Origin of the sequence: Alteromonas sp. I10 (genome assembly GCF_003201515.1) — a bacterium.
Taxonomy (GTDB): Bacteria; Pseudomonadota; Gammaproteobacteria; order Enterobacterales; family Alteromonadaceae; genus Alteromonas; species Alteromonas macleodii.
This window is the reverse complement of the sequence record NZ_QJJN01000002.1, coordinates 455,012-475,998: the sequence shown is the minus strand read 5'-3', so window position 1 is coordinate 475,998 and position 20,987 is coordinate 455,012. Positions and strand designations below refer to the sequence as shown.

The 20,987-nt window shown below is 43.4% G+C and carries 17 protein-coding genes and 1 pseudogene; 9 read left to right on the top strand and 9 right to left on the bottom strand.

The window, feature by feature from the left end; translation table 11 throughout:
• Nucleotides 1–10: 10 nt before the first annotated feature.
• Both BZA03_RS06435 and BZA03_RS06430 read left to right on the top strand, forming a co-directional pair.
• The gene (locus BZA03_RS06435) at nt 11–229 is read left to right on the top strand and encodes a hypothetical protein (RefSeq protein WP_014979965.1); all 219 of its coding nucleotides are present in this window, start codon (nt 11–13) and stop codon (nt 227–229) included.
• A complete protein-coding gene (locus tag BZA03_RS06430; RefSeq protein WP_039228088.1) occupies nt 226–648 on the top strand; it encodes a TraR/DksA C4-type zinc finger protein in 423 nt (140 codons plus the stop codon). The genes BZA03_RS06435 and BZA03_RS06430 overlap by 4 nt, the downstream gene beginning before the upstream one ends.
• 239 nt (nt 649–887) lie before the next feature.
• Here BZA03_RS06430 and BZA03_RS06425 read toward each other — a convergent pair whose 3' ends face one another.
• From BZA03_RS06425 to BZA03_RS06415, 3 genes are all read right to left on the bottom strand, one after another.
• Nucleotides 888–1,823, bottom strand: coding sequence for a helix-turn-helix domain-containing GNAT family N-acetyltransferase (locus BZA03_RS06425; protein WP_110288279.1), 936 nt, complete (start codon nt 1,821–1,823; stop codon nt 888–890).
• Between the two features lie 97 nt (nt 1,824–1,920).
• Nucleotides 1,921–2,742, bottom strand: a complete 822-nt coding sequence (nei, locus tag BZA03_RS06420) for an endonuclease VIII (protein WP_110288278.1) — start codon at nt 2,740–2,742, stop codon at nt 1,921–1,923.
• Nucleotides 2,743–2,941: 199 nt separating this feature from the next.
• Nucleotides 2,942–4,063: a zinc-binding dehydrogenase gene (locus tag BZA03_RS06415; protein ID WP_110288277.1), complete on the bottom strand. Its 1,122-nt coding sequence runs from the start codon at nt 4,061–4,063 to the stop codon at nt 2,942–2,944.
• An 837-nt stretch (nt 4,064–4,900) separates the two neighbouring features.
• On the opposite strand from BZA03_RS06415, the gene BZA03_RS06410 reads away from it, so the two are divergent.
• The 6 genes from BZA03_RS06410 to BZA03_RS06385 all read left to right on the top strand — a co-directional run bounded on the left by BZA03_RS06410 (nt 4,901) and on the right by BZA03_RS06385 (nt 12,887).
• Entirely contained in the window at nt 4,901–5,494 is a 594-nt protein-coding gene (locus tag BZA03_RS06410) for a hypothetical protein (protein ID WP_110288276.1), read from the top strand.
• A gap of 161 nt (nt 5,495–5,655) precedes the next feature.
• Nucleotides 5,656–6,381, top strand: a complete 726-nt coding sequence (locus tag BZA03_RS06405; protein WP_110288275.1) for a transposase — start codon at nt 5,656–5,658, stop codon at nt 6,379–6,381.
• A gap of 141 nt (nt 6,382–6,522) precedes the next feature.
• A complete protein-coding gene (locus tag BZA03_RS06400; RefSeq protein ID WP_110288274.1) occupies nt 6,523–8,514 on the top strand; it encodes an ATP-dependent DNA helicase RecQ in 1,992 nt (663 codons plus the stop codon).
• Between the two features lie 70 nt (nt 8,515–8,584).
• Entirely contained in the window at nt 8,585–9,430 is an 846-nt protein-coding gene (locus BZA03_RS06395) for an SAM-dependent methyltransferase (RefSeq protein WP_049587937.1), read from the top strand.
• A 14-nt stretch (nt 9,431–9,444) separates the two neighbouring features.
• The gene (locus BZA03_RS06390) at nt 9,445–9,651 is read left to right on the top strand and encodes a hypothetical protein (protein ID WP_014977183.1); all 207 of its coding nucleotides are present in this window, start codon (nt 9,445–9,447) and stop codon (nt 9,649–9,651) included.
• A 77-nt stretch (nt 9,652–9,728) separates the two neighbouring features.
• Nucleotides 9,729–12,887 carry a response regulator gene (locus BZA03_RS06385; protein WP_110288273.1) on the top strand — a complete coding sequence of 1,053 codons (3,159 nt, stop codon included), beginning with the start codon at nt 9,729–9,731 and terminating at the stop codon, nt 12,885–12,887.
• A gap of 60 nt (nt 12,888–12,947) precedes the next feature.
• On the opposite strand, the gene BZA03_RS06380 is transcribed toward BZA03_RS06385, so the two are convergent.
• From BZA03_RS06380 to BZA03_RS06360, 5 genes and pseudogenes are all read right to left on the bottom strand, one after another.
• Nucleotides 12,948–13,652 (bottom strand): GGDEF domain-containing protein, encoded by a 705-nt coding sequence (locus tag BZA03_RS06380; RefSeq protein ID WP_052247424.1) that lies wholly within the window; start codon nt 13,650–13,652, stop codon nt 12,948–12,950.
• Nucleotides 13,649–14,185, bottom strand: a complete 537-nt coding sequence (locus BZA03_RS06375) for a hypothetical protein (protein WP_039228070.1) — start codon at nt 14,183–14,185, stop codon at nt 13,649–13,651. The genes BZA03_RS06380 and BZA03_RS06375 overlap by 4 nt, the downstream gene beginning before the upstream one ends.
• A gap of 148 nt (nt 14,186–14,333) precedes the next feature.
• Nucleotides 14,334–14,783: a DUF3010 family protein gene (locus tag BZA03_RS06370; RefSeq protein ID WP_014950351.1), complete on the bottom strand. Its 450-nt coding sequence runs from the start codon at nt 14,781–14,783 to the stop codon at nt 14,334–14,336.
• A gap of 92 nt (nt 14,784–14,875) precedes the next feature.
• Nucleotides 14,876–17,530 carry an ATP-binding protein gene (locus BZA03_RS06365; RefSeq protein ID WP_110288272.1) on the bottom strand — a complete coding sequence of 885 codons (2,655 nt, stop codon included), beginning with the start codon at nt 17,528–17,530 and terminating at the stop codon, nt 14,876–14,878.
• Nucleotides 17,531–17,718: 188 nt separating this feature from the next.
• Nucleotides 17,719–18,720: pseudogene (locus BZA03_RS06360) on the bottom strand (PQQ-dependent sugar dehydrogenase); the annotation flags it as partial.
• An 87-nt stretch (nt 18,721–18,807) separates the two neighbouring features.
• Here BZA03_RS06360 and BZA03_RS06355 point away from each other — a divergent pair.
• Nucleotides 18,808–19,845, top strand: coding sequence for an IS110 family transposase (locus BZA03_RS06355; RefSeq protein ID WP_110288271.1), 1,038 nt, complete (start codon nt 18,808–18,810; stop codon nt 19,843–19,845).
• A gap of 239 nt (nt 19,846–20,084) precedes the next feature.
• On the opposite strand, the gene BZA03_RS06350 is transcribed toward BZA03_RS06355, so the two are convergent.
• Complete coding sequence (locus BZA03_RS06350; protein ID WP_258364593.1) at nt 20,085–20,315, bottom strand: hypothetical protein; 231 nt, start codon at nt 20,313–20,315, stop codon at nt 20,085–20,087.
• Nucleotides 20,316–20,987: the final 672 nt, after the last annotated feature.

Genomic DNA, 20,987 nt, shown 5'->3' with positions numbered 1-20,987 from the left:
AGGAGGCCTCATGAATTCACCGGTAATACCGTCTAACTTCGTTGAATGGCAAAACTGTATTGTCCGCGATTGTGGCATAACGTTAGACAAAGCGTTTTTAGAATCACGGATAGCGGCGCTTTCGAACATGAAGGATCAGCATACAAAGCAATTCCTACGTTTGTATGGCGAGGCACACTATAAGCAGGTTTTAGGCTGGTTTCATCAAGCCTTAGTGGAGCTGAAATGAGTAAAACGTTGACTAAAGAAGCGCTTCTTGCCGCCAGTGAAGACGACTACATGAACGATGAGCAGCTTGAATTTTTTCAGGCATTGCTCAACGATTTAAAACAGCAAACCATGGCTCATATTGAAGAGATGAAGGCATCGTTAAGCCAACCTCCTGAGATAAACGATGAAGTTGATCGGGCGCAGTATGAAGAAGAATCCAGGCTTTCTCTTCGAATTTTGGACAGGGAGCGAAAGCTACTTCCTAAAATCGATAAGTCGTTGCGACGAATAAAAGACAAGTCTTTTGGATACTGCTTGGAGACCGGAGAACCCATTGGCATTCCTAGGTTACTGATAAGGCCGGTCTCTGAATACTGCGCCGATGTAAAAATGGTAAACGAAGGCAGAGAGCAGCATTATTACTCACAAAGAAAGTAATAATACTTTCAGCCCGATAGCTTTTGAGTGAATATTTAAGTGAAAATGTGAGTGTGCGGTTAACAAGGCGCACACTCGTCTTTTGGCAAGAATGGACTGAATGCGTCTCAGCTTTTTATCATTTTACATTGAAAGCTGAGAGTTATCCGTTTTGGCAACAGTATCGAACCTCCAGTTAAACCAAGACAGTGACCGTGGTGTTGTGTGGCTTTACTTATCGCTGCACTTCACGGTAACAATTACTTATTTAAATAAAGCTCCATCTGCACATCACATCTCGCATAAGGCGATGACGCCCCCTTAATGTGCTTAAACCCTATCTTTTCGTACAAACGTATTGCGGGCTTAAGTACCGAATTGCTCTCTAAATAAAGCCGCTTTAAACCCATCAGTTTCGCTCTTTCGACAATACTTTTACCTAACAGCAGCCCTACCCCTTTGCCTTGAGCTTTGGGAGACACCGCCATTTTGGCAAGTTCAAACATATCGTCAGCTTGTTTAATAAGTGCACAGCAGCCTATGGGTTCGCCCTTATCTAACGCGATCAATATCACACCCGACTGATTCAAAATGTAGCCTTCAGGGTCGTCGAGCGCTTTAAAGTCGGGCTCTTCCAATTCCCAATATTTACTTATCCATTCAACATTGAGCGATTTAAATGCCTCGCGATACTTTGGCGCATAATCGACTACCTTAATATCAGGCGAGTCACCGTCCACTCTTGCACTAATTGGGCGATATCGAAGGTGCCGTTCAACTACACTCACCGCTTCCCATAAATCGATACCCGTTTCTTCCTTGAGTTCGCGCATAGCAGCGTCTATGGCATCGCATTGCTTTTCCATTTTGGGCACCATCGCTTTCGCTTTATCGTTTAGCGCCACCAGCGTAACCCGCGAATCGTCGCTCGATTTATAACTTTCAATTAGGTCGCGTGCTTTCATTTCTTTTACGATTTTACTCACCGACACGTGAGAATGATTTATCTCTTTAGCGATATTCACGACGGAATCAGCACCTTTTGACGCGAGCACGTAAAATACTGGAAACCACTTTGGCTCTATCGCAAACCCAAATTTCGCATAAGTATTTTCCGCATCCTTTGACACCTGCGCGGCTAACTGACGTAAGGCAGTACCTAATGCAATATGCCCCAATTCATTAAATGACTTCACTTCACAAAACTCCGTAACCAGTTACGGACATAATTAATCGTAATTGGAGACAAGTCAAACAGATTATTATTTGATCATCAAAAAACGGGGATGTGGTTCACTTCGCCTGGCACTGGCTACACCAATAAAGACGTCGCCCGTTATACGTTTGGCGTTTTATTGGAGTGGCGCAGACTCTACAAGGCTGCTCTTCCCTGTCGAACACCATAAACCGCGTACCTTCAAAGTTAACGCCTTTTGCTTCAAGCACTTCGCGTAGTTCTGTGTACACGGTATAGCCACCGGTTTCATAGCTGCGTTTGCATATTGCTAAGGTGTGATGTGCCAAGCTGCGTAGCTGCTCATCACCTAACTGAGAGGGTTTAAGTGTGGGGTGAACACCTGCTGCAAACAATATTTCGCTGCGAAGATAGTTGCCCAGACCTGCCAAAAAGCGTTGGTCCAGATATAAACCGCTTAGTGCGCGGTTATAAAAAGCTTTTGAACGTAAACGTTCTAATACCAACTCTTCTGACACCGAATTGTTGAGTACATCGGGTCCAACTCTTTGTAAAAAAGGGTGTTCATGAATAGTTTGTGTTGGCCAAATGCTAATGTCAGACGCACTATATAAAATAGCACTGTGTGTTTCGGTATGAAGCCCTACCCTTAGCTGGCGGGTAGTACCCGGTATTTCGTTGCGTTTACAGGTATGCCACACGCCATAGAGTTGATTGTGTGAATACATAGAGAGCCCATTGCTAAAATGGGTAATTAGCGCCTTGCCGCGGGTTTCCATGCGCAAGACTTTTTCGCCTTCTAGCTGTTTAACATAGGGTTTTAGCTGAGCTAATCCAAACTCTACTTTCTCTAGGGGGATATCTTTTATCACCGCTTCAACTTTATCTGCAGCGCGACGAATCTCTGGGCCTTCAGGCATGCTGTCTCAAATACCTTTTATATCGGTTACTGGTTACTTCGCATCATTTTAAGCTTCTTTGCAGCTGGATGATAACGAATACAAAAAAGGCCTGTAGCCCTTTGATGTACTTTAAACCGAAGTTTGTACATCAAAGATCAACAGACCCTTTTATTAATCAAAGTTTAGCTGAAAATGCCGTATTTAAACGCTGCGCTGATTAGCCCTTGTTTGGCACAATCAGGTATTTTTCACCGGTCTTTTTAGCGTTATAAAGCGCCACATTCTCAGGCTGTAATGCCTCCTCAAGACTCAGTTCTTTGGTGTAGGACGACGCAAAGGTAGTATTAATTTCCGTAGCAACTTTTTGGTAAAGCTCGCCTACACGCTTCTTATCAAGCTTGCCTAAGAAACGCATTAATAGCCAACCACCGATGCTCCACGTCATGCCGTAAGCGCGATTCAAAGTAGTAGGCGAGAAATCTAAGCCGCCGTAGATATACACTTGTTTATTGCTGTCAGAGCCGTAAGTGTTAAAGCCTTTTGCATCTTTACTGCCCGACGCTTCCATCATAGTGAGGATATCGCTAACTAGCTCACCACCGCCAATGGCGTCAAACGCTAGTGTTGCGCCCGTGCTGTCGATGGCTTGATAAAGTTCGGCTTTAAAATTCTCACTACTTGAGTCGAGCACTATTTTCGCGCCGATCTCTTTAAGCATATCCACCTGTTTTTGACTGCGAACAATATTTACAAGCTCTACGCCCTGCTCTAAACAAATCTTATTCAGCATTTGCCCAAGGTTCGATGCCGCTGCGGTGTGTACTAGCGCTTTGTGGCCTTCCATACGCATGGTTTCAACCATACCTAGCGCGGTCAGTGGGTTAACGAATGACGACGCTGCTTGTTGTGGCGTTGTGCTTTCTAGATGAGGCAAACATGCCTGCATAGGCACACAGGCATACTCGGTATACGCTGCACCAGTAAGAATAGATACGGTTTTGCCCATTAAAGCTTGTGCCTCCGGGCTATCACCCGCCTTAACAACCGTACCTGCACCTTCGTTTCCGATAGGCAGAGTCTGGTCTAAACGCGACTTAATACGATTTAACAAAGGCTTATGCACCGGCGCAACCAACGCACTTTTATCTGTATCGAAGGTCGCTTTATCTAGGCTTGCTGGACCAAACATAGGCCACATATCTGACGGGTTAATAGGAGATGCTTCCATACGCACAATCACTTCGTGCGGCTTCGGCTCTGGAACATCAACTTCTTTTAACGATACCTGAAGTTCACCTTCTGAGGTAATTAGCGTAAACAGTTGTTTTGATTTATTCATGTGATTATTTTGCCCTGAAAATTAAACGCTGAATGTATTGCTAAGCTAACACGCCGCAACTATCAGCAATATTTATATTGCGAATACATATGCGTTTCGACCACTTATACACCCCAAAAAATGGGGTCAGAGCACATTTCCCTGCTCCCCCAGATAGCCCCCCCTCAAAATTAATGGGGTCAGAGTACATTTTTGCGAGTTTTTCCGCGAAGCAACCTAATGGCTACACCAAGTAATACCGTCTCTCTTCTAATCGCACATCACGCCATGTGCGTTATCAATAAAGTACTCTGACCCCATTACTTCAAGTATTGAACTGCCCCCTCAGAAAAATGGGGGCAGAGTACATTTTTTGCGAGTGTTTACGAGTAGCAACCCAACAGCTACACCAACTGATACCGCCACTCTCTATTGCACAATACGCCACAGCCTTTATCAAAAAAGTACTCTGATCCCATTACTTCAAGTTTTGAACTGCCCCTTCAGAAAAAATGGGGTCAGAGTACATTTTTTGCGAGTTTTTCCGCGAAGCAACCCAACGGCTACACCAAGTGGTACCGCCGCTCTCCTAATCACACATCACGCCATGAGCTTTATCAATAAAGTACTCTGACCCCATTACTTCAAGTATTGAACTGCCCCCTCATAAAAAAATGGGGTCAGAGTACATTTTTTCCGAGTGTTTCTGCTTAGCAACCCAACGGCTACACCAAGTGATACCGCCGCTCTCCTAATCACACTTCACGCCATGAGCTTTATCAATAAAGTACTCTGACCCCATTACTCAGATGGGTTACACTGCTAAGCCTGTATCAACTTGCTATGATGAATTAAGAAATGAAAAAGTATTGTGCGTATGTCTTACTTGGGCTTGCTGTAATAAGCAATGCTGCGCTTGCTAAAGAGGCACCGTTGGTCTCGATTCCTACTCACGATGCATTTTTTAATGCGATAAAGGCCCACTGCGGTAAAGCATTTCAGGGCAAAGTTAGCAAAGACAATGCGGGTAATACGTTCGGTAATGCGAAGCTTGTTATGCACGTACGAAAGTGTACAGATTCTGAAATTCAAATTCCTTTTCACGTGGGAGACGATGCATCTCGCACTTGGATTCTAACGAAAACCGGCGCGGGTCTTATGCTGAAGCACGACCATAGAAATGAAGATGGCAGCTTTCATTCTTCAACCATGTATGGCGGCCACACAGTAGATGAAGGGTTCCCCCAAGTGCAGTCGTTTCCTGCAGATGTATATTCAAAAGCGTTATTTATAGAATCGGGAATTGCAGCATCAACGGATAACGTCTGGCAAATGATGATCTACCCTAGCCGCTTTAGCTATCGACTAATTCGCCCTGACCGCGAAGTACAGGTAGATTTTGATCTCGAAAATCCTATAGCAACGCCAAGCGCCTCCTGGGGATATGAATAATGGGGTCAGAGTACATTTTCTAATTTAGGAGAGCCAAACAAGCCATTCATTTCATTCTTCCAGCTTGCCCGTTAGACCAGTTTTGATAGGTACAGGGTTGTAGCCTTTACTCAGTTCACTCATTTTATTAGAGAGAATATAGAAAGGAATTTGGTGAAATTATGGCAAGGAAACCTCGTTTGGCTCCCGCAGGCTATCCTCAACACGTCATCCAAAGAGGTAACAATCGCTCAATATGCTTTAAGTGTGAAAACGACTACATCGCTTATATTAGCTGGCTTAAAAAGTTCTCTGCAAAATTTGATGTAGACATACATGCTTGGGTATTGATGACCAATCATGTTCATTTACTTTGCACTCCTAAGCTTGATAACCTTGGCGTAAGCAAAATGATGCAAGCGCTTGGCCGCATGTATGTGAGGTACTTTAACCACAAATATGAGCGCTCTGGAACGTTGTGGGAAGGAAGGTTTCATTCCAGTCTGGTCTCTAACGACGAATATCTTCTCACGGTTTATAGATATATCGAGCTGAACCCTGTAAGAGCGAACATGGTCGAAAAGCCGGTTGAATATAAATGGTCAAGCTACAGAATAAATGCGTTAGGCACACCTTCGTCACTGCACAGTCCTCATCCTGTATACCTAAATTTAGGAGCTTCAGAAAACCAGCGTCTTGCCGCTTACCGCGTTCTGTTCGATGATGAACTGCCTCAAACTGACATTGATAAAATTCAAAGCGGTACTCGAAGAGGACTAGTACTGGGAAGCGATACATTTAAACAACAAATTGAAAGCTTGACTGGGCACCGCTTAAAACACGAAGCGTTGGGTAGGCCACCGCAAACCAGTGAGCAGTTAACCGCTGATTGCTCGGAAATAGCTTAATGTACTCTGACCCCTTTATTTTTAATAAATGTCGCGATGGTTCAACTAGCTCAAACCTGCGAACACTTAACCACAAACTGTTTGGAAATAAGTTAATGTACTCTGACCCCATTTTTTATATCGCGACTTGGGAGCTTATTAATGTACTCTGACCCCAATATTTTGCAGCAGCTGTTTGGTTTTTCGGCGTTTCGCGAGGGACAGAAGGAGGCAGTGGAATCACTGCTTGGTGGAAATTCAACGTTAGCGATTTTTCCCACTGGCTCGGGCAAATCATTGTGCTATCAGTTTGTTGCTACGCAATTGCCACACTTGACCTTGGTTGTGTCGCCACTGTTAGCGCTGATGAAAGACCAGCTGGAGTTTCTTCATAGCAAAGGCATTACAGCAGCGAGTATCGACTCTACGCTAACGCCCGAGCAGAACAAGCAAGTGATGAACGACGTGCGGTCAGGCCAGTGTAAAATTCTGATGGTGTCGGTGGAGCGCTTTAAGAACGAACGCTTTAGGCAGTTCATTGAGTCTGTTCAAGTAAGTATGCTAGTTGTCGATGAAGCACACTGTATCTCTGAGTGGGGACACAACTTTCGCCCTGACTACTTAAAACTCCCCGCGTATCAGAAAGAGCTTAATATTCCGTTAGTACTTCTGCTCACAGCTACTGCCACTAAAAAAGTAAAAGAAGATATGGCAGCGCGCTTTGATATTGCGCCAGCTAATATTATCCAAACAGGGTTTTATCGACCCAACTTGAATTTGCATGTTCGCCCTGTACATGAACCATATAAAAACCAAGCCTTACTTGAAGAAATTCAAAAACAGCAAGGCGCGGGTATTGTTTATGTCACGCTTCAAAATAGCGCAGAAGAAGTAGCCCGGTTCTTACAGCAACATGGGTTTGCTGCAAAGGCTTATCACGCTGGTCTCGACAGTGATGTAAGACAAGGTATCCAGCAAGATTTTATGCACAATAAGCTTCAAGTTGTTGTGGCTACCATTGCATTTGGCATGGGCATTGATAAGTCGGATATTCGCTTTGTTGTTCATTACGACTTACCAAAGTCTATTGAAAACTACAGCCAAGAAATTGGCCGGGGTGGACGAGACGGTAAAGCGGCAAACTGCACGGTATTAGCAAACCTTGACGGTTTAGTCACCATAGAGAACTTCGTTTACGGCGACACACCAGATAAGAGCGCCATTCAACGCGTAATTGATGATATTAGCTCACAGGTCCCTGCTCACATAAATTCAGCGGCGCAAAATGATTCACCTATTAACGGCGAAAACAATGTTTACCAGTGGGAAACGCAAATAAATAGCTTATCGAGTGCCTGCAACATACGACAGCTTCCGCTTAAAACCCTGCTGGTACAGCTTGAACTTGCCAACGTTATTCGCCCTTTGTATGCCTATTTTGCTGAATATAAATTTCGCTTTATTTCAGAGAAAACCACCATACTCGGCCTTTTCTCAGAAGAACGGGCTCGCTTTCTAGACGCCGTATTCACTCATTCAAATATGAAAAAGGTGTGGGGCATTGTAGATTTCGACAGTATTTATCAGCATTACGGCGCAGAGCGTGCAAGAGTGGTTGCCGCACTAGAGTATTTACATGAACACAATCATATTGAGCTTGCCTCGCGCTTAATAACTGACGTATACCGCGTGGACTACGAAAAACTGCAAAATGCCGACTTAGCTAATAATCTGGCTCACTATTTCGCTGAAAACGAGCGCAAAGAAATAGAACGTATCGCCGCGCTGGTAGGCTTCTTCGAACTCAATACTTGCTTAAGCTATAACTTATCGGCGTATTTTGACGATTCCCAAGCGCCCAATGAATGCGGGCACTGCAGTGTATGTCAGGGAAATGTGGCTAAGCTCGGCTATTCAAACCCAATTCCCACACCGAACCCAGACCAAATATCAGAGGCCATAGCAGCACTAAGAGCCCATTTGAGCGGAAAATTTGATGGCCCAATCACATCATCTATTTGCTGTCGTTTTCTAACTGGCATGACCATGCCTTTGTTCACTCGATTTAAAGTGAGACAAGTGAAGGGCTTTGGTTCTTGTGAAAACTGCCGATACGCTGATGTGAAAGCAATGGTAGATGCTATAAATCAGTGAACGTAGCAAATACCCTAAATCTAATTTATAGTGTTGAGTGAATCACAATTAGCAAGTGGTAAAGGAAAATATGACGCTAATTCAGGGACAAGAACATACTCCTAAGGGATCGCTAGTTGTAGTTGGCACTGGAATCAGTGTTGCGGGTCAAATGACGATAGCGACCAAAAGCCACATCGAAAATGCTGACATTGTGTACATGGGGATCATGAACAAAATTGGTGAACACGTGGTCACCAACATAAACCCGAACAGTGTGTCTTTAGACGATCTTTATCAAGAAGGGAAATCTCGCGCTGTCACCTATGACCAAATGGCCGACCGCATCGTGCAGTCAGTTGTTGAAGGTAAAAAAGTATGTGTGGCTTTTTATGGTCACCCAGGCGTATTTGTTACGCCTTCTCATGAGGCTATTCGCAGAGTGCGGGAACTTGGCCTAGATGCGCAAATGCTCCCCGGCGTGTCTGCAGAAGACTGCTTAATTGCGGATTTGGGAATAGATCCCTCTCGCTTTGGCTGTCAGTCTTATGAAGCAACTCAATTTTTGTTTCGCGATTACCGCATTGATCCTCACATGACGCAAATCATCTGGCAAATAGGTTTAGCCGGAGAAGCAACGCTAAGCGTGTTAGATGCTAATCACAGTGAATCTGGGCTTGCCATGCTGGCTGACATTCTGGCCGAGCACTACCCAGAAGATCACGAGCTGATTATTTACGAGGCAGCCACCCTGCCCCTTTGCGAGCCAAAAATACAAAAAGTGTTGCTTCGCGAATTACAGTTCGCCAAGCCAACATTAATTTCGACCCTAGTTGTACCCTCACTTGGCATGCCAGCATACCGTCAGGATCGTTTGGCAAAGCTAGGTTTAACTGAGCAGCAAGTTATTGACTTTAGATCTCCAAAAGTAAACTAAAAGGAAAAAACGACATGGCAAAGAAAACAATTGTAGATTTCTTGGTTGAGCTAGACAGCAACAGCAAACTAATGGATGCGTATAAAAAGGACCCTGTGGGCACTGCAGAAAAGTACGGTTTATCTGGTGAAGATCTTCAGCTAATTAAAGACCAAGACTGGGACGAAGTAGCCAAACGCTTTGATGATACAAGCAAGGCTACCCGCGTAATTAGCTACTAGTCGTTATCTTTTTAAGCTAGCTGAAGTAGAAAGTGAAGCGCCGTTTGAAATGCATCTTCGCTATCGTTTGTTTTACGATGGCGCTTCCTACTTTTGCGCTTTTAAAAGAACCACTTAACACCACATCATCAGTCACTACGCTAGACGAACTGAAACAGCGTATTCAAAACAATGATGAGTCTGTAGAAACCACATTCACCGAGCTAGGCTATTTCTTCGACGCCCACCCAAACGCTTTTCAGCAAGCCCGCTTATTCAACCTAAGAGCTTATAAGCACATTCTTGAGCAAGACCTTGTTGCGGGGTACGAAACTCTGTTGGAAGCCCGCAAGCTTGCAAAAAAAGGCGGCAACACCATGGCGCTGGCAGAGTCTTTTCGCTTAGAAGGGCTTATTTTGGACTTGTCAGGTGAGCATGCTCGTGCACTCGAAGCGCTCAACAAATCCCTTGCTGCTTTCATTGAAGTAAATAGCGATAACGCCTTGCTTGTATATAGCGCTATGGGCAATGTGTACATGTCGCTGCAAAACTACGAAATGATGTTGCAGCTAGGTCAAAACTTCCTCGCCGCAGCTCAGCGTTTAAATGATAAAGAAAACAAAGCCATTGCTTACTTTTTCCAAGGTTACGCGCAAACGGAACTGGGCGACTATCAAGACGCTAAAATAAGCCTTCTGCTAGCAGAAGAATTGTTCAAAGAGGTGCACTACCCCTTTATTGGCATTGTTCATACCAAAATGGCTGAGCTACATATCGCCCAAGGCAATTTAACTGAAGCGCTAACCATGTTGAACCGCGCTGCGGAATCAGATCGCAAAGTTGGTTTTAAATACAACGAAGGGTCTAGACTACTGCGCTTGGTCGACATCTACATTAAACGCAATCAAATAGACTTGGCTATTAGCGAACTTGAAGGTGGATTAAAAAAAGACGCCATAAAAAACGACAAGTCAGTGGTGCTAAGCATGTTGGAAAAGCTCATTTCACTCCTTGAATCAACCAACAATTTTGAAGCCGCATTAGAATATTCAAAGCTATACACGAAAACTTATGAAGAGAGTTTTAATGAACAGCAGTCAAGATTGTTAGCCCTTAACCGCGTACGGCTTTCTATTTCCGAAAAAGAAGAAACCATCAAGCTTCTAGAGAAAGACAACCAGTTAAAAGAGCAGCGTAACCTTATACAGAAAAAGCAAAACACGTTTCAGCTGTATTTCATCGGTTTCGTGATCCTTTCATTAGGCTTAGTCGTTGGCCTATGGCTTAGAACTCGCCAACAGCGTAAGGCGCTCGATGCACTTACTCAAGACCTTCAGAAAGCAACAAAAGCAAAATCTGACTTTCTTGCACGCATGAGTCACGAAATTCGCACGCCGCTTAACGCCATTATCGGCCTGACCAAGCTTTCGCAGCGGGCTGCAGAAGATAAAGATCAACAAACGAACCTTATTCAGATAGAAGGCGCGTCGCAAACCCTACTAAGTATAATTAACGACATACTCGACTTCTCGAAAATAGAAGCGGGCAAGCTTAATATTGAATCGACGCAATTCAATTTAGACGCGCTAGTAAACCAAACCATTAGACTGCATCTAGGGCGCGCTGAGGAAAAGCACATAGAGCTTATTCAGCATATATCACGTGACGTACCGTTAAACCTTATCGGCGACCCGTTACGCATACAGCAAGTTCTCAGCAATTTAGTTAGCAACGCTCTTAAGTTTACCGAGGATGGACTGATTTCGGTAAGCGTTAGGTGCACGCATAATATAGAAGACATTCAGCTTGAATTTGAAGTTAAAGACACAGGAATTGGGCTAAACAGCACGCAAAAGGCTTTGCTATTTCAACCATTTAACCAAGGTGATGAGTCTATATCTCGCCGATACGGCGGCACCGGCCTAGGCTTAGCAATATGTAAGCAGTTAGTCACATTAATGGGCGGAGAGATCTGGGTTGAGAGCCAACTTGGAAAAGGCGCAAGCTTTCATTTTACCGTAACCGTTAAACAGGATGCTTCCCAACAAATTGTATCGCCGTCTAAGCAACTTTCGTTACTTAAGGTGCTTATTGCTGATGACATTGGCGTGTCGCGCGACGCTATTATCGAGTCGCTATCGATAGCTAACATTAGAGCAGATGTTGCGACCGGCGGTAAAGAAGCCGTAGCCAAAATGCGTGCTGCTGTGGGAAACAGTGCGCCTTACGACGTACTTATTTTAGATTGGAATATGCCTGACATTGATGGATTGGAAGTTGCAGCCATCATGAAGCAGGAGTTTTCAATTAAGCCACCGAAGGTGATAATGCTGTATGCATTCGAGTCGCCTCATATGCGAGAGCAGGCTAACCAACTAGGTATTCGAACCTTCATTAAAAAGCCTTTTAGCACCAGTGAGCTTGTAGATAAGCTACAAGAGCTTTGCTTAAACGTGAACACAAGAACCCTACCAACAGATGCTGCGCCTGTGCCTAATCTGCGAGGAACGAAGATCCTTTTCGCAGAAGACAATACGCTGAATCAAAAAGTAACCCTTGGCCTGTTAAACGACACCCACGCTACTATTGAAATGGTTAGCAACGGCTTTGAAGCCATAAAAGCCTTACGTGAAGATAACAGCTATGACGTGGTGTTGATGGATATCCAAATGCCCGTTATGGACGGGTTAACAGCAGCTAGAAAAATCAGAGATGAGCTGAAATTAACTTTGCCGATTATTGCCATGACGGCTCACGCCATGCAGCAAGACATTGACAAGAGCCTGGCAGCGGGCATGGACGGCCACATCAACAAACCGGTTGACCCAAATCGCTTCTTTGACGTGCTTGTTGAAGTGCTAAATAAAGGAAAGTCGACGGCGACCACTGAAGTTACCGGCGAGGCGAGAATAGAGGCATCATCATTGACATCCATAGACAAGCCTAAAGCATTACAGGCGGTAATGGGTGATGATAAACTTTATGATGACCTACTAAACGATTTTCTGGAGCTAGAAGATGAGCTTAACGCGCTTAAACAAGCCATAGATAATCGTGATTTCCCTTCTATTGCGCGAAATGCGCATATTTTCACAACTGCTCTTCGGTACATCGGCGCTTATACGCTTGCGGAATTGGCAAGTTCAATAGAATTAACCATAAAACGTAACGAGCACAAAACAGCAGATAAATTCAGTAATCAATTAGAAGTGCTATACAACGCTTTATTAGAATTAAGAGCAAAAGTTAAGAAATAGGTAATTTAAAGGAAGGACGCAAAGAACGTTCATTTATTCTCGCACTATGAACGTTAGTCATCATTGTGGGCTTACACAATGAGACAATGAAACCGCGAACTGATTTTTTCCTTGTTTTTTAGCTTCATAAAGAGAACTATCCGCCTTTTGATAAGCAGATTCATACTGTGCGTAAAAATCGTTAATTGGTGCAACTCCAACGCTTACTGTAACTTGGATATTCACACCATTATCTAAATAAAAAGATTCGCTAGAAACGCTTTTTACCAGCCTATCAGCTAACTTTTCTATTTTATCTTCAGAGCACACAAAAATTACGAACTCTTCTCCTCCTAATCTAGCGAGAACATCTCCGCTTCTAACTACACTTGATAAACGTGTGGAAACTTCCTGAAGGACTTTATCTCCATAAGAGTGTCCATAAGTATCGTTAATCTTCTTAAAGTCGTCGATATCTACAATGAGAAGAAAGCCACTGGCATCGTCTTTTATACTCATTGCAGCTTCAAAACCTCTGCGATTAAGTAATGCAGTAAGCGGATCAAGATTCGCAGACGTTTCAGCCGCTTTTAAAGCTGATACTCGCTTTTTACTCAAAATTCCGGCTATCGTTAAAAGTGAAAAGAAAAACAATAGGTTTAATGCCAATACAATAGAAAGCATGATGGTATTAGCCGCGACTTCTTGATACTCAATGACGGCATCTGACACTGCTTCTACTGCAGAGGAAGAAAACAAGACAGCCAAGAAAGATAGCTTTTTCACTGATGTCCCTTTCGCTTAAGTAAATAAATAATTTCAATGAAAAAACAAGGAATACTAAAATAGACGACAGAGATTAACCCCACAGCTAAAACAGGCCCTGTAAGTAATATAGGTAATGATGAGAGCAACACGAGCTTTGCTGCTAGAAGATGCATCCACCCCATAACAAGCAACATTAATCCACAATAGCGAAATGGCAATTGCGTCATGTTACGGTGAAAAATCATTAACCCAATAAGGAAAATGCTTAAAGAAATGGCAGCGTATACGTTTGCTGTAGTGTGTAAATTTGCTAATAGGTTACTAAACGTTAAATCACTGAAATTCCAAAATTCAGGCAATCGAGCTAGAGCAAAAAACTCTAGATTGGCGAAGAGGTTTATAAAATCTAAAACCGGGATGGATAGCTTGTCTTCATCGATATCCAGAAGAAATATAAGCCTAGCAACAAAGAAAATTGAGAAAACAGATAAGAGCAGAGTAGTGTAGTTAAGCTGCGGTGACAGCTTTGGAGAAAAAACGACTTGTGACATTCCGTGTTCTTTTGATAACTATGTCTAATTAAAGTCTGCCATATTCCATCTAAAAATCAATCTCGGAAATTGACAATGAAGATAACTAGCGCCCGCACAATAAATGCAGGCACAGTAGTATAAACATTGAGCCAACCGCTCCCGATTATTACTCGTCTGACTCTTGCGAGGCATACTCATTTTTCATAAGCCACGCGTACGCCGTTGTAAAAGCGGTTTCTTGAAACTGTTTTAAACCCGTGTCAGAAAATGGCACTGCAAGCGGATTTCTACGTAGTGATTCTTTAATATCCGTTGGGCTAAATACTACAACTTGAAGCCCTTCAATCAATTCAATGGCAGCCTCTAGCTTGAAGCCAATTGCACTACCTGCAAATTTACCTTTGCTTTGACGCTGACGAATTATCACTGCATCAATTTTGTAGTCTTCTACAAGTTTAGCAAAGGTACTTTGGAAGCTCTTAAGCCCTTTTGCACTGGTATCGGCAAGCGTTAAACGGCGCGTACGGCAATCTGGCAAATGAAACAAGCCGTCAGCCAGCGACACCAAACTAACAATTGCTTCATTACCTTTTAAATCTACACCACAGACTTTCATATTTATTCCTAATTACGTTTGTCCGGCATTATAACGCGTTTCACAGCATTTGAGTCATTCAGTCGGTAAGCTTCAACCTCTTAAAAGAGGTTTTAACTTAGTACCGACTGAATTGTGTCTTTTGACAAGGGCTTCACGAAATGCTGATCGAAGCCTGCCGCTTGGGAGTCCTCTACATATTTCTCTGAGCCCCACCCGCTTTGAGAATAAAACTTAACATTTTCTGATTCCGGCAAGGCTTTTAGCATTTTTACTAACTGATAGCCGTCTATGTCTGGCATGCCGATATCAAGAAATACAGAGTGAGGTTTAAAGGTTTTAAATGCATCAACAGCTTCTTTCGGAGAAGTAATGCCTAAGGCAGTCACACCCATAGACTCTGCCAGCAGACAATAAGCGTCAATGAGATCAGCATTGTCGTCAACGAACATGACTTTACTTCTGCTTTGTATAACAGGGTCCAGTTTTTGATTTTCAGATTGCTCGTAGGCTGTTTTAGAAATAGGCAACCTGACTTCAAAGGTACTTCCTCGATCAACACCTTCGCTCATCACAGACACTTCACCATGATGTAACGCAACAAGCTTACTCACTAAAGTTAACCCTATACCAAGACCGCCTTTAGTGTGAGTAGAGTGCGCTTCAATTTGGGTAAACATATTGAAAACATCTTTTAGCCTATCCTCGGGTATTCCCATGCCATTATCTTTAACAGCAACAACAATCATGACCCCGTCTTTTCTGATCTCTACGACTATCTTTCCTGATTCTTTCGTATACTTAGTTGCATTGTGAATGATATTAGAAAAGATTTGGCTTAAACGTGCTTTATCTCCGTATACTGTCACATCTTCTTCAAGACAGTTTACCGTTATATCATGCTTCTTCGCTTTTACTTGTTGCTCAACAATTTCAAGAGAGTCTGAAAGCACGTCTTGAATTTTCAATCTTTCAAATTCAAGTTTAACTTTCCCTCGCGTGATGCGAGACACGTCCATCAAATCATTGATAAGTTTAGACATATATTCAGCTTGACGATTAATGATAGCTGTCACTCTTTTTCGCGTTTTTTCATCATCAACCGTTTCTAGAATACTTGCCCCAGACATTATAGGCCCTAACGGATTTCGAAGTTCATGGGCCAAAGTAGCGAGAAATTCATTCCTGTAATTATCTTGTTTTTCAAGCTCTTGAATACTTATATGCATGCGCTCTTGCACATCAAGCGCGTAAACAAGAAACATTCTATTTAACCGGTTTGCGGTGTCGACGTCCGTCTTATCAAACGCTGTTGAGCGCCCTTTAATTGTACGGGTATGAATAGTGAAAGATGAACGGGGCTTAAGACGCTCTGCTTTTGGTGCATCTTCCGATTTCTCATCTTTAGCGCCTATCCACTTTTGATTTCGATGGGTTTCCTTCCTGAACCAAGCAGTAAAATACTGCTTCTTTTCAAACAGTGGGATGATCATAATACCCGCAATACCATGTTCTCTGGCTTCAGGGTAATCGTGATAAAGGGAATCGTTAGTGTAAGGAAAGCCGCCTTCACTACTTGCTTTAGAAAAAATGTCTTTGATGACTTCTACCGGTAAAGTAGAACCGAGGGTAATAGTCTCGTACTGTGAATAATAAACAAACCCTGAGCTATTAAGCGCGTCTAAAAAAGCGCGTTCACCGCTCTTGACTACACGGCTAATAGGATTTGCTGGACCGATTCTATCCAACATCGCATCAACCGCTTTATCAGTAACATGCTTTTTGCGTTTCGCAATTTCTTCTTCTTTCGCTAACAAATGCCAGCTGAACAGTTGACTTAAATTCTCACATTGCAGTCGTACATTTTGTGGAATATAACAAGCCTCGCGATGGTGGCAGGAAATAAGCCCATACAACTCTCCATCCGTTACTAACGAAATGGAAAATGAAGCACGTAAACCTTGATTTCTGATGTATTGAAGATGAATAGGTGAAAATGTGCGCAACAACGAACGAGTGAGGTCTAGTCGCTCCCTTCCCGATTCTTCGACAGACGGAATCAACCTAGATGCAGGTAACTCTGTGTCGGGAGTAAGCCTCACCCAATTCGTCTTGTACAGCTCTCTGGCTTGTTTTGGTATATCCGACGCGGGAAAGTACAAGTCTTGATAAGATTCCATGTCTTCAGACTTGGCTTCCGCTATTACCTTCCCCGAGTAGTCCTTATTAAATTTATAAAGCACTACCCTGTCCATGTTAGTCAGATACCTGATGGTTGATACCATCTCTTGAGCCATCTCTCTCAACGATGTCATTTCTTTGAAGCGTGGGGCGATAGACATTGAATAGAGCTTAACAAATTGCTCTGCACTATAGGTGTCTCTAAATTCAGTTGCGGGCTCAAGCTCAACCACATAGTGACAACCTGAATCATAGACTACGGCTAAATAATCTATTGCCGCACCTTCCTTTAAAAGCGAAGCTTTAAGATGCAGTTTAACAGGCAGTCTTATCTTACTCTTAGAAACTCTATCAAACGTTTCTTCTAGGAAGGCGCGCTCATCTGTATCAGAAGAGAGTATATCTAAAAAACCTTTACCTATGATCTCGTCGGCAAATATCGTGTTGCAGTTCTCACTAACAATCGAAACCTCTAAATCTTCGTAGTTGAACGCGATGAGAAAACCATAACTTTGGACACTTTCGGGAATATGTATAGGTTCATCTTCACAACGTTCAAAGTTAAAGTTCTGAGTCGATTGAGTCATAGAGTTCCTAAGGTTTTTATCAGTTAAGCCGCGCTGGCTATAGTTCGCAACGTATCATATCGGCATATAGATTTGTAATGCTCTGTATGCGGTTTGGGTTAATTTAATGTTCGCTTACCGGCAATTTCAAAACACAAAAAAAACCGTGTTCAAGCAACCACTGTTCCTCTTTACGCAGTTTTAAAACTCTACTCATCATTCAACGAATTGAGCTTTATCAGCCTTCCGCCTTCTTTATCTTCAAGCACATAGATATTGCCCTTACTGTCTTGCTCAACCTCGCGTACTCGCTTACCCCATTCGTAGCGCTCTGCTTCTTCCACCTTCCAGTTGCCTTCATCGTCTTTATTAAATGCAACTCGAACCAGCGCTTTTGAAGACAAACCGCCTATAAAACCATTTCCCTTCCAGTCACTAAACTTATCGCCTTTGTAAATGATAAAACCGGCAGGACTAATGGCAGGCACCCACGCCAATTCAGGCGACTTAAAGATGGGGTAGTCTTCGTGGTTAGGTATTTTCACGCCTGAGTAATGGTCGCCCTGCGACACCGCTGGGTAACCATAGTTGCGACCTCGTTCAATAATATTAAGTTCGTCACCATGGCGCGGCCCCATTTCATGAGCCCATAAATTACCTTTCTCATCAAAATCGATGCCTAGCGGATTGCGGTGACCTAACGTCCAGATTTGTTCTGTTACGTTGCCTTGACCATAAAACGGATTATCTTCAGGCACGCTACCGTCGTCGTTTAAGCGCAGCACCTTACCTAAGTTCATCGCCATGTTTTGTGCTGGCGTGAATTTCTGGCGCTCACCCGAGGTGATAAATAAATGGCCATCAGGTGAAAACGCCATGCGGTGAGAGTAATGCCCATTCCCCGTCACCTTCGGCGACTGACGCCAAATTAGCTCTCTATCAGTCAGCTTCGCGCCACTATCAGATAAGGTAAGCGTGGCTCGCTCTATCACCGCACCGCTGAACGCATCGTCTTTTTCATCTCGTTCAATGTACGAAATATAAATAGTGTTATTTGACGCAAAGTCAGGGTGAATAATGACATCACCTAAACCGCCTTGCCCGCGCGCAGTAACACTTGGCACATTACTAACAGCAAAACGCTTCTGCTGGTTTTCATCAAGCAGCCATAGAGTGCCAGCTTTTTCCGTTACCAAGCTGTGCCCAATGGGATGGACTCCTCCTCAACTTGAATTGTTGTCCTTTTTTTGGTCAATATGGTGATGGTGAGTTACCAGCATTCAAATTAGGAGAAGCCCATGGGCCAGATTACTCGAGTCGGTGTTGATATTGCAAAGTCCGTTTTTCATGTGCACGCGGTGGATAGGTTTGGTGAACGGCAGTGGAAAGGAAAATACTGTCGAACAAAGTGGTTGGATGCTATTGAGAACAAGGTCCCTAAAGGGACTGAAATTGCAATGGAAGCCTGTGGTTCATCTCACTATTGGGGGCGAGAATTACAAAAACGAGGTTTTAAAGTCAAAATCATTCATGCGCAATTTGTTAAGCCTTACGTAAAAAGTAATAAGAATGATGCGATTGATGCAGAGGCAATATGTGAGGCTATGAGTCGGCCGAACATGCGCTTTGTAAGTGTGAAATCAAGTAAGCAACAAGACATACAATCTATACACCGTATCAGGGACAAGTTGATGGTTCAAAAAGCATCCAAAGCAAATCAGATACGAGGACTGGTAAGCGAATATGGGCTAGTTGCGCCAGTGGGTATCAACAAACTGAGAGAAGCCATCCCCCTGTGGCTGGAAGATGCAGAAAATGGTTTGTCGGCGCTTTTTCGCTTGTTGCTACGTGATTTGTTTGATGACTTAAGGCAGCTCCAAGAGCGAGTCGATACGCTCGACACGCTTATTGAGAAAGAAGTCAAAAATGACCCTGTCGCACGTTCGCTACTTCAGTTACGGGGTATTGGTATCCTGTGTGCCAGCGCATTGTCTTGCGCTATTGGTGATGCGAAAGGATACCGTAAAGGTAGGGATTTTGCTGCTTCTATTGGTTTAACGCCGAGGCAACACAGTACCGGCGGCAAGCCTAGGTTACTTGGCATCAGTAAGCGAGGCGATGGTTACTTAAGAAAACTACTTGTTCATGGTGCACGGTCAGTCATCCGGCATGCTAATCGGCATGATGATAATTTAAGTAAATGGATTGAAAAGCTCTGCGCATACAAGCACGTTAATACGGTAACTGTAGCGTTAGCTAATAAAACAGCGCGTGCAGCTTGGGCTATGGTAAATACAAACGAAAGTTATGACCCAGAGTTGATAGCAAGCGCTTAAGCTTAAACGAATTAAGAAATACGAAAAGTTTTCATCCCAATTGCAAAGTAAGATGTGAGATGGCTAACAGGTTAGACCGACACTTGAAAAACCTTACCCGGACGAAGAGCCTTTAAGCTCGTGTGTCCGTTCAGGAGCAAGTGTGCGAATAGCCCATAGAGGTTCGATGCAGTAAAAGAAAATGCATCATTAAGAAACCGGATACACGTTGGCAATCATACCCAAAGTTATCGAACAAATTACTTGCAAAAGAGGAGGAGTCCATACACGTCTGGCAAAAATGTCATGGCCCAGGGGCTATCGAAGGACGCCTGAACATTACCCGTTACAGTAGTGCCCTTACTGCCCTTCATTTCAATTTGTTCAGATGTGTTCGACTGAGCAAAGGTAAAAAAAGAGGTGGCAAAAAGCGTAACCAATAGTGCGGCTTTCCGACTCTTGCTGGTTTTGTGCGTGCTTGTTGTTTGCATTAAGTTCTAGCCTTTTCGAGGGTTTGCGTACTGCTGATTGCACGTTAAGACGTTAATTGCACGTAAACGGGCGGCGCAAAGGGTTTCAGTTAGCATTGGTTACGTAGATTTAATTAAACAGGTTTATATTATCGACTTGGTTTCGCTATTCGTGTTTTTGAGTTGTGCGCGCTTTTCTTAAACTTTCTTTAATGCAGCGACACTTTACTAAAATACCGCCTATGTTATTTTCCAAGAAGTTTTAGCAACGAAGATAAGGAGGTGATCATATGTCTAGAGTTAAGGTATTTGAACAGGCAGCTATGAGTGAGGGTCGTTCTAGCTAACCCCTTTTACGCAATTGCTCTATAAGGCTGCCTAGTCAGCCCAGCTCGGAAAGCCGCATCACGTTGCTGATTGCGGCTTTTTTACTCCCTTTACAGAATTTAATTACACAAGGCTAAATTTCTCGTTAGTCGCGCGTCAAAACCTTTCTAATATTCATAAAAACACATTAAAAAGATGGTAAATTGATCAAATCGTAGAAGCCGCGCTTAAAAACTACGTAAATTAAACGCTGTTACCTTTCCTAATAGAGTCACAAAATAAAAGTACGTTTAACACGAGACAAAGTGACGAGCGTTGAGGTTTTGCCAAGGAGTAAAAAGTTGTTCAGGGTTGGACTATTCATTT

What these genes read in the sequence shown, in the direction of transcription:
- BZA03_RS06430 (WP_039228088.1), top strand. Translation starts at nt 226, where the DNA reads ATGAGTAAAACGTTGACTAAAGAAGCGCTTCTTGCCGCCAGTGAAGAC.
- BZA03_RS06390 (WP_014977183.1), top strand. Translation starts at nt 9,445, where the DNA reads ATGGCAAAGAAAACAATTGTAGATTTCTTGGTTGAGCTAGACAGCAAC.
- BZA03_RS06350 (WP_258364593.1), bottom strand. Translation starts at nt 20,315, where the DNA reads ATGCAAACAACAAGCACGCACAAAACCAGCAAGAGTCGGAAAGCCGCA.
- BZA03_RS06400 (WP_110288274.1), top strand. Translation starts at nt 6,523, where the DNA reads ATGTACTCTGACCCCAATATTTTGCAGCAGCTGTTTGGTTTTTCGGCG.
- BZA03_RS06375 (WP_039228070.1), bottom strand. Translation starts at nt 14,185, where the DNA reads ATGTCACAAGTCGTTTTTTCTCCAAAGCTGTCACCGCAGCTTAACTAC.
- BZA03_RS06405 (WP_110288275.1), top strand. Translation starts at nt 5,656, where the DNA reads ATGGCAAGGAAACCTCGTTTGGCTCCCGCAGGCTATCCTCAACACGTC.
- nei (WP_110288278.1), bottom strand. Translation starts at nt 2,742, where the DNA reads ATGCCTGAAGGCCCAGAGATTCGTCGCGCTGCAGATAAAGTTGAAGCG.
- BZA03_RS06370 (WP_014950351.1), bottom strand. Translation starts at nt 14,783, where the DNA reads ATGAAAGTCTGTGGTGTAGATTTAAAAGGTAATGAAGCAATTGTTAGT.
- BZA03_RS06355 (WP_110288271.1), top strand. Translation starts at nt 18,808, where the DNA reads ATGGGCCAGATTACTCGAGTCGGTGTTGATATTGCAAAGTCCGTTTTT.
- BZA03_RS06415 (WP_110288277.1), bottom strand. Translation starts at nt 4,063, where the DNA reads ATGAATAAATCAAAACAACTGTTTACGCTAATTACCTCAGAAGGTGAA.
- BZA03_RS06395 (WP_049587937.1), top strand. Translation starts at nt 8,585, where the DNA reads ATGACGCTAATTCAGGGACAAGAACATACTCCTAAGGGATCGCTAGTT.
- BZA03_RS06435 (WP_014979965.1), top strand. Translation starts at nt 11, where the DNA reads ATGAATTCACCGGTAATACCGTCTAACTTCGTTGAATGGCAAAACTGT.
- BZA03_RS06410 (WP_110288276.1), top strand. Translation starts at nt 4,901, where the DNA reads ATGAAAAAGTATTGTGCGTATGTCTTACTTGGGCTTGCTGTAATAAGC.
- BZA03_RS06365 (WP_110288272.1), bottom strand. Translation starts at nt 17,530, where the DNA reads ATGACTCAATCGACTCAGAACTTTAACTTTGAACGTTGTGAAGATGAA.
- BZA03_RS06385 (WP_110288273.1), top strand. Translation starts at nt 9,729, where the DNA reads ATGGCGCTTCCTACTTTTGCGCTTTTAAAAGAACCACTTAACACCACA.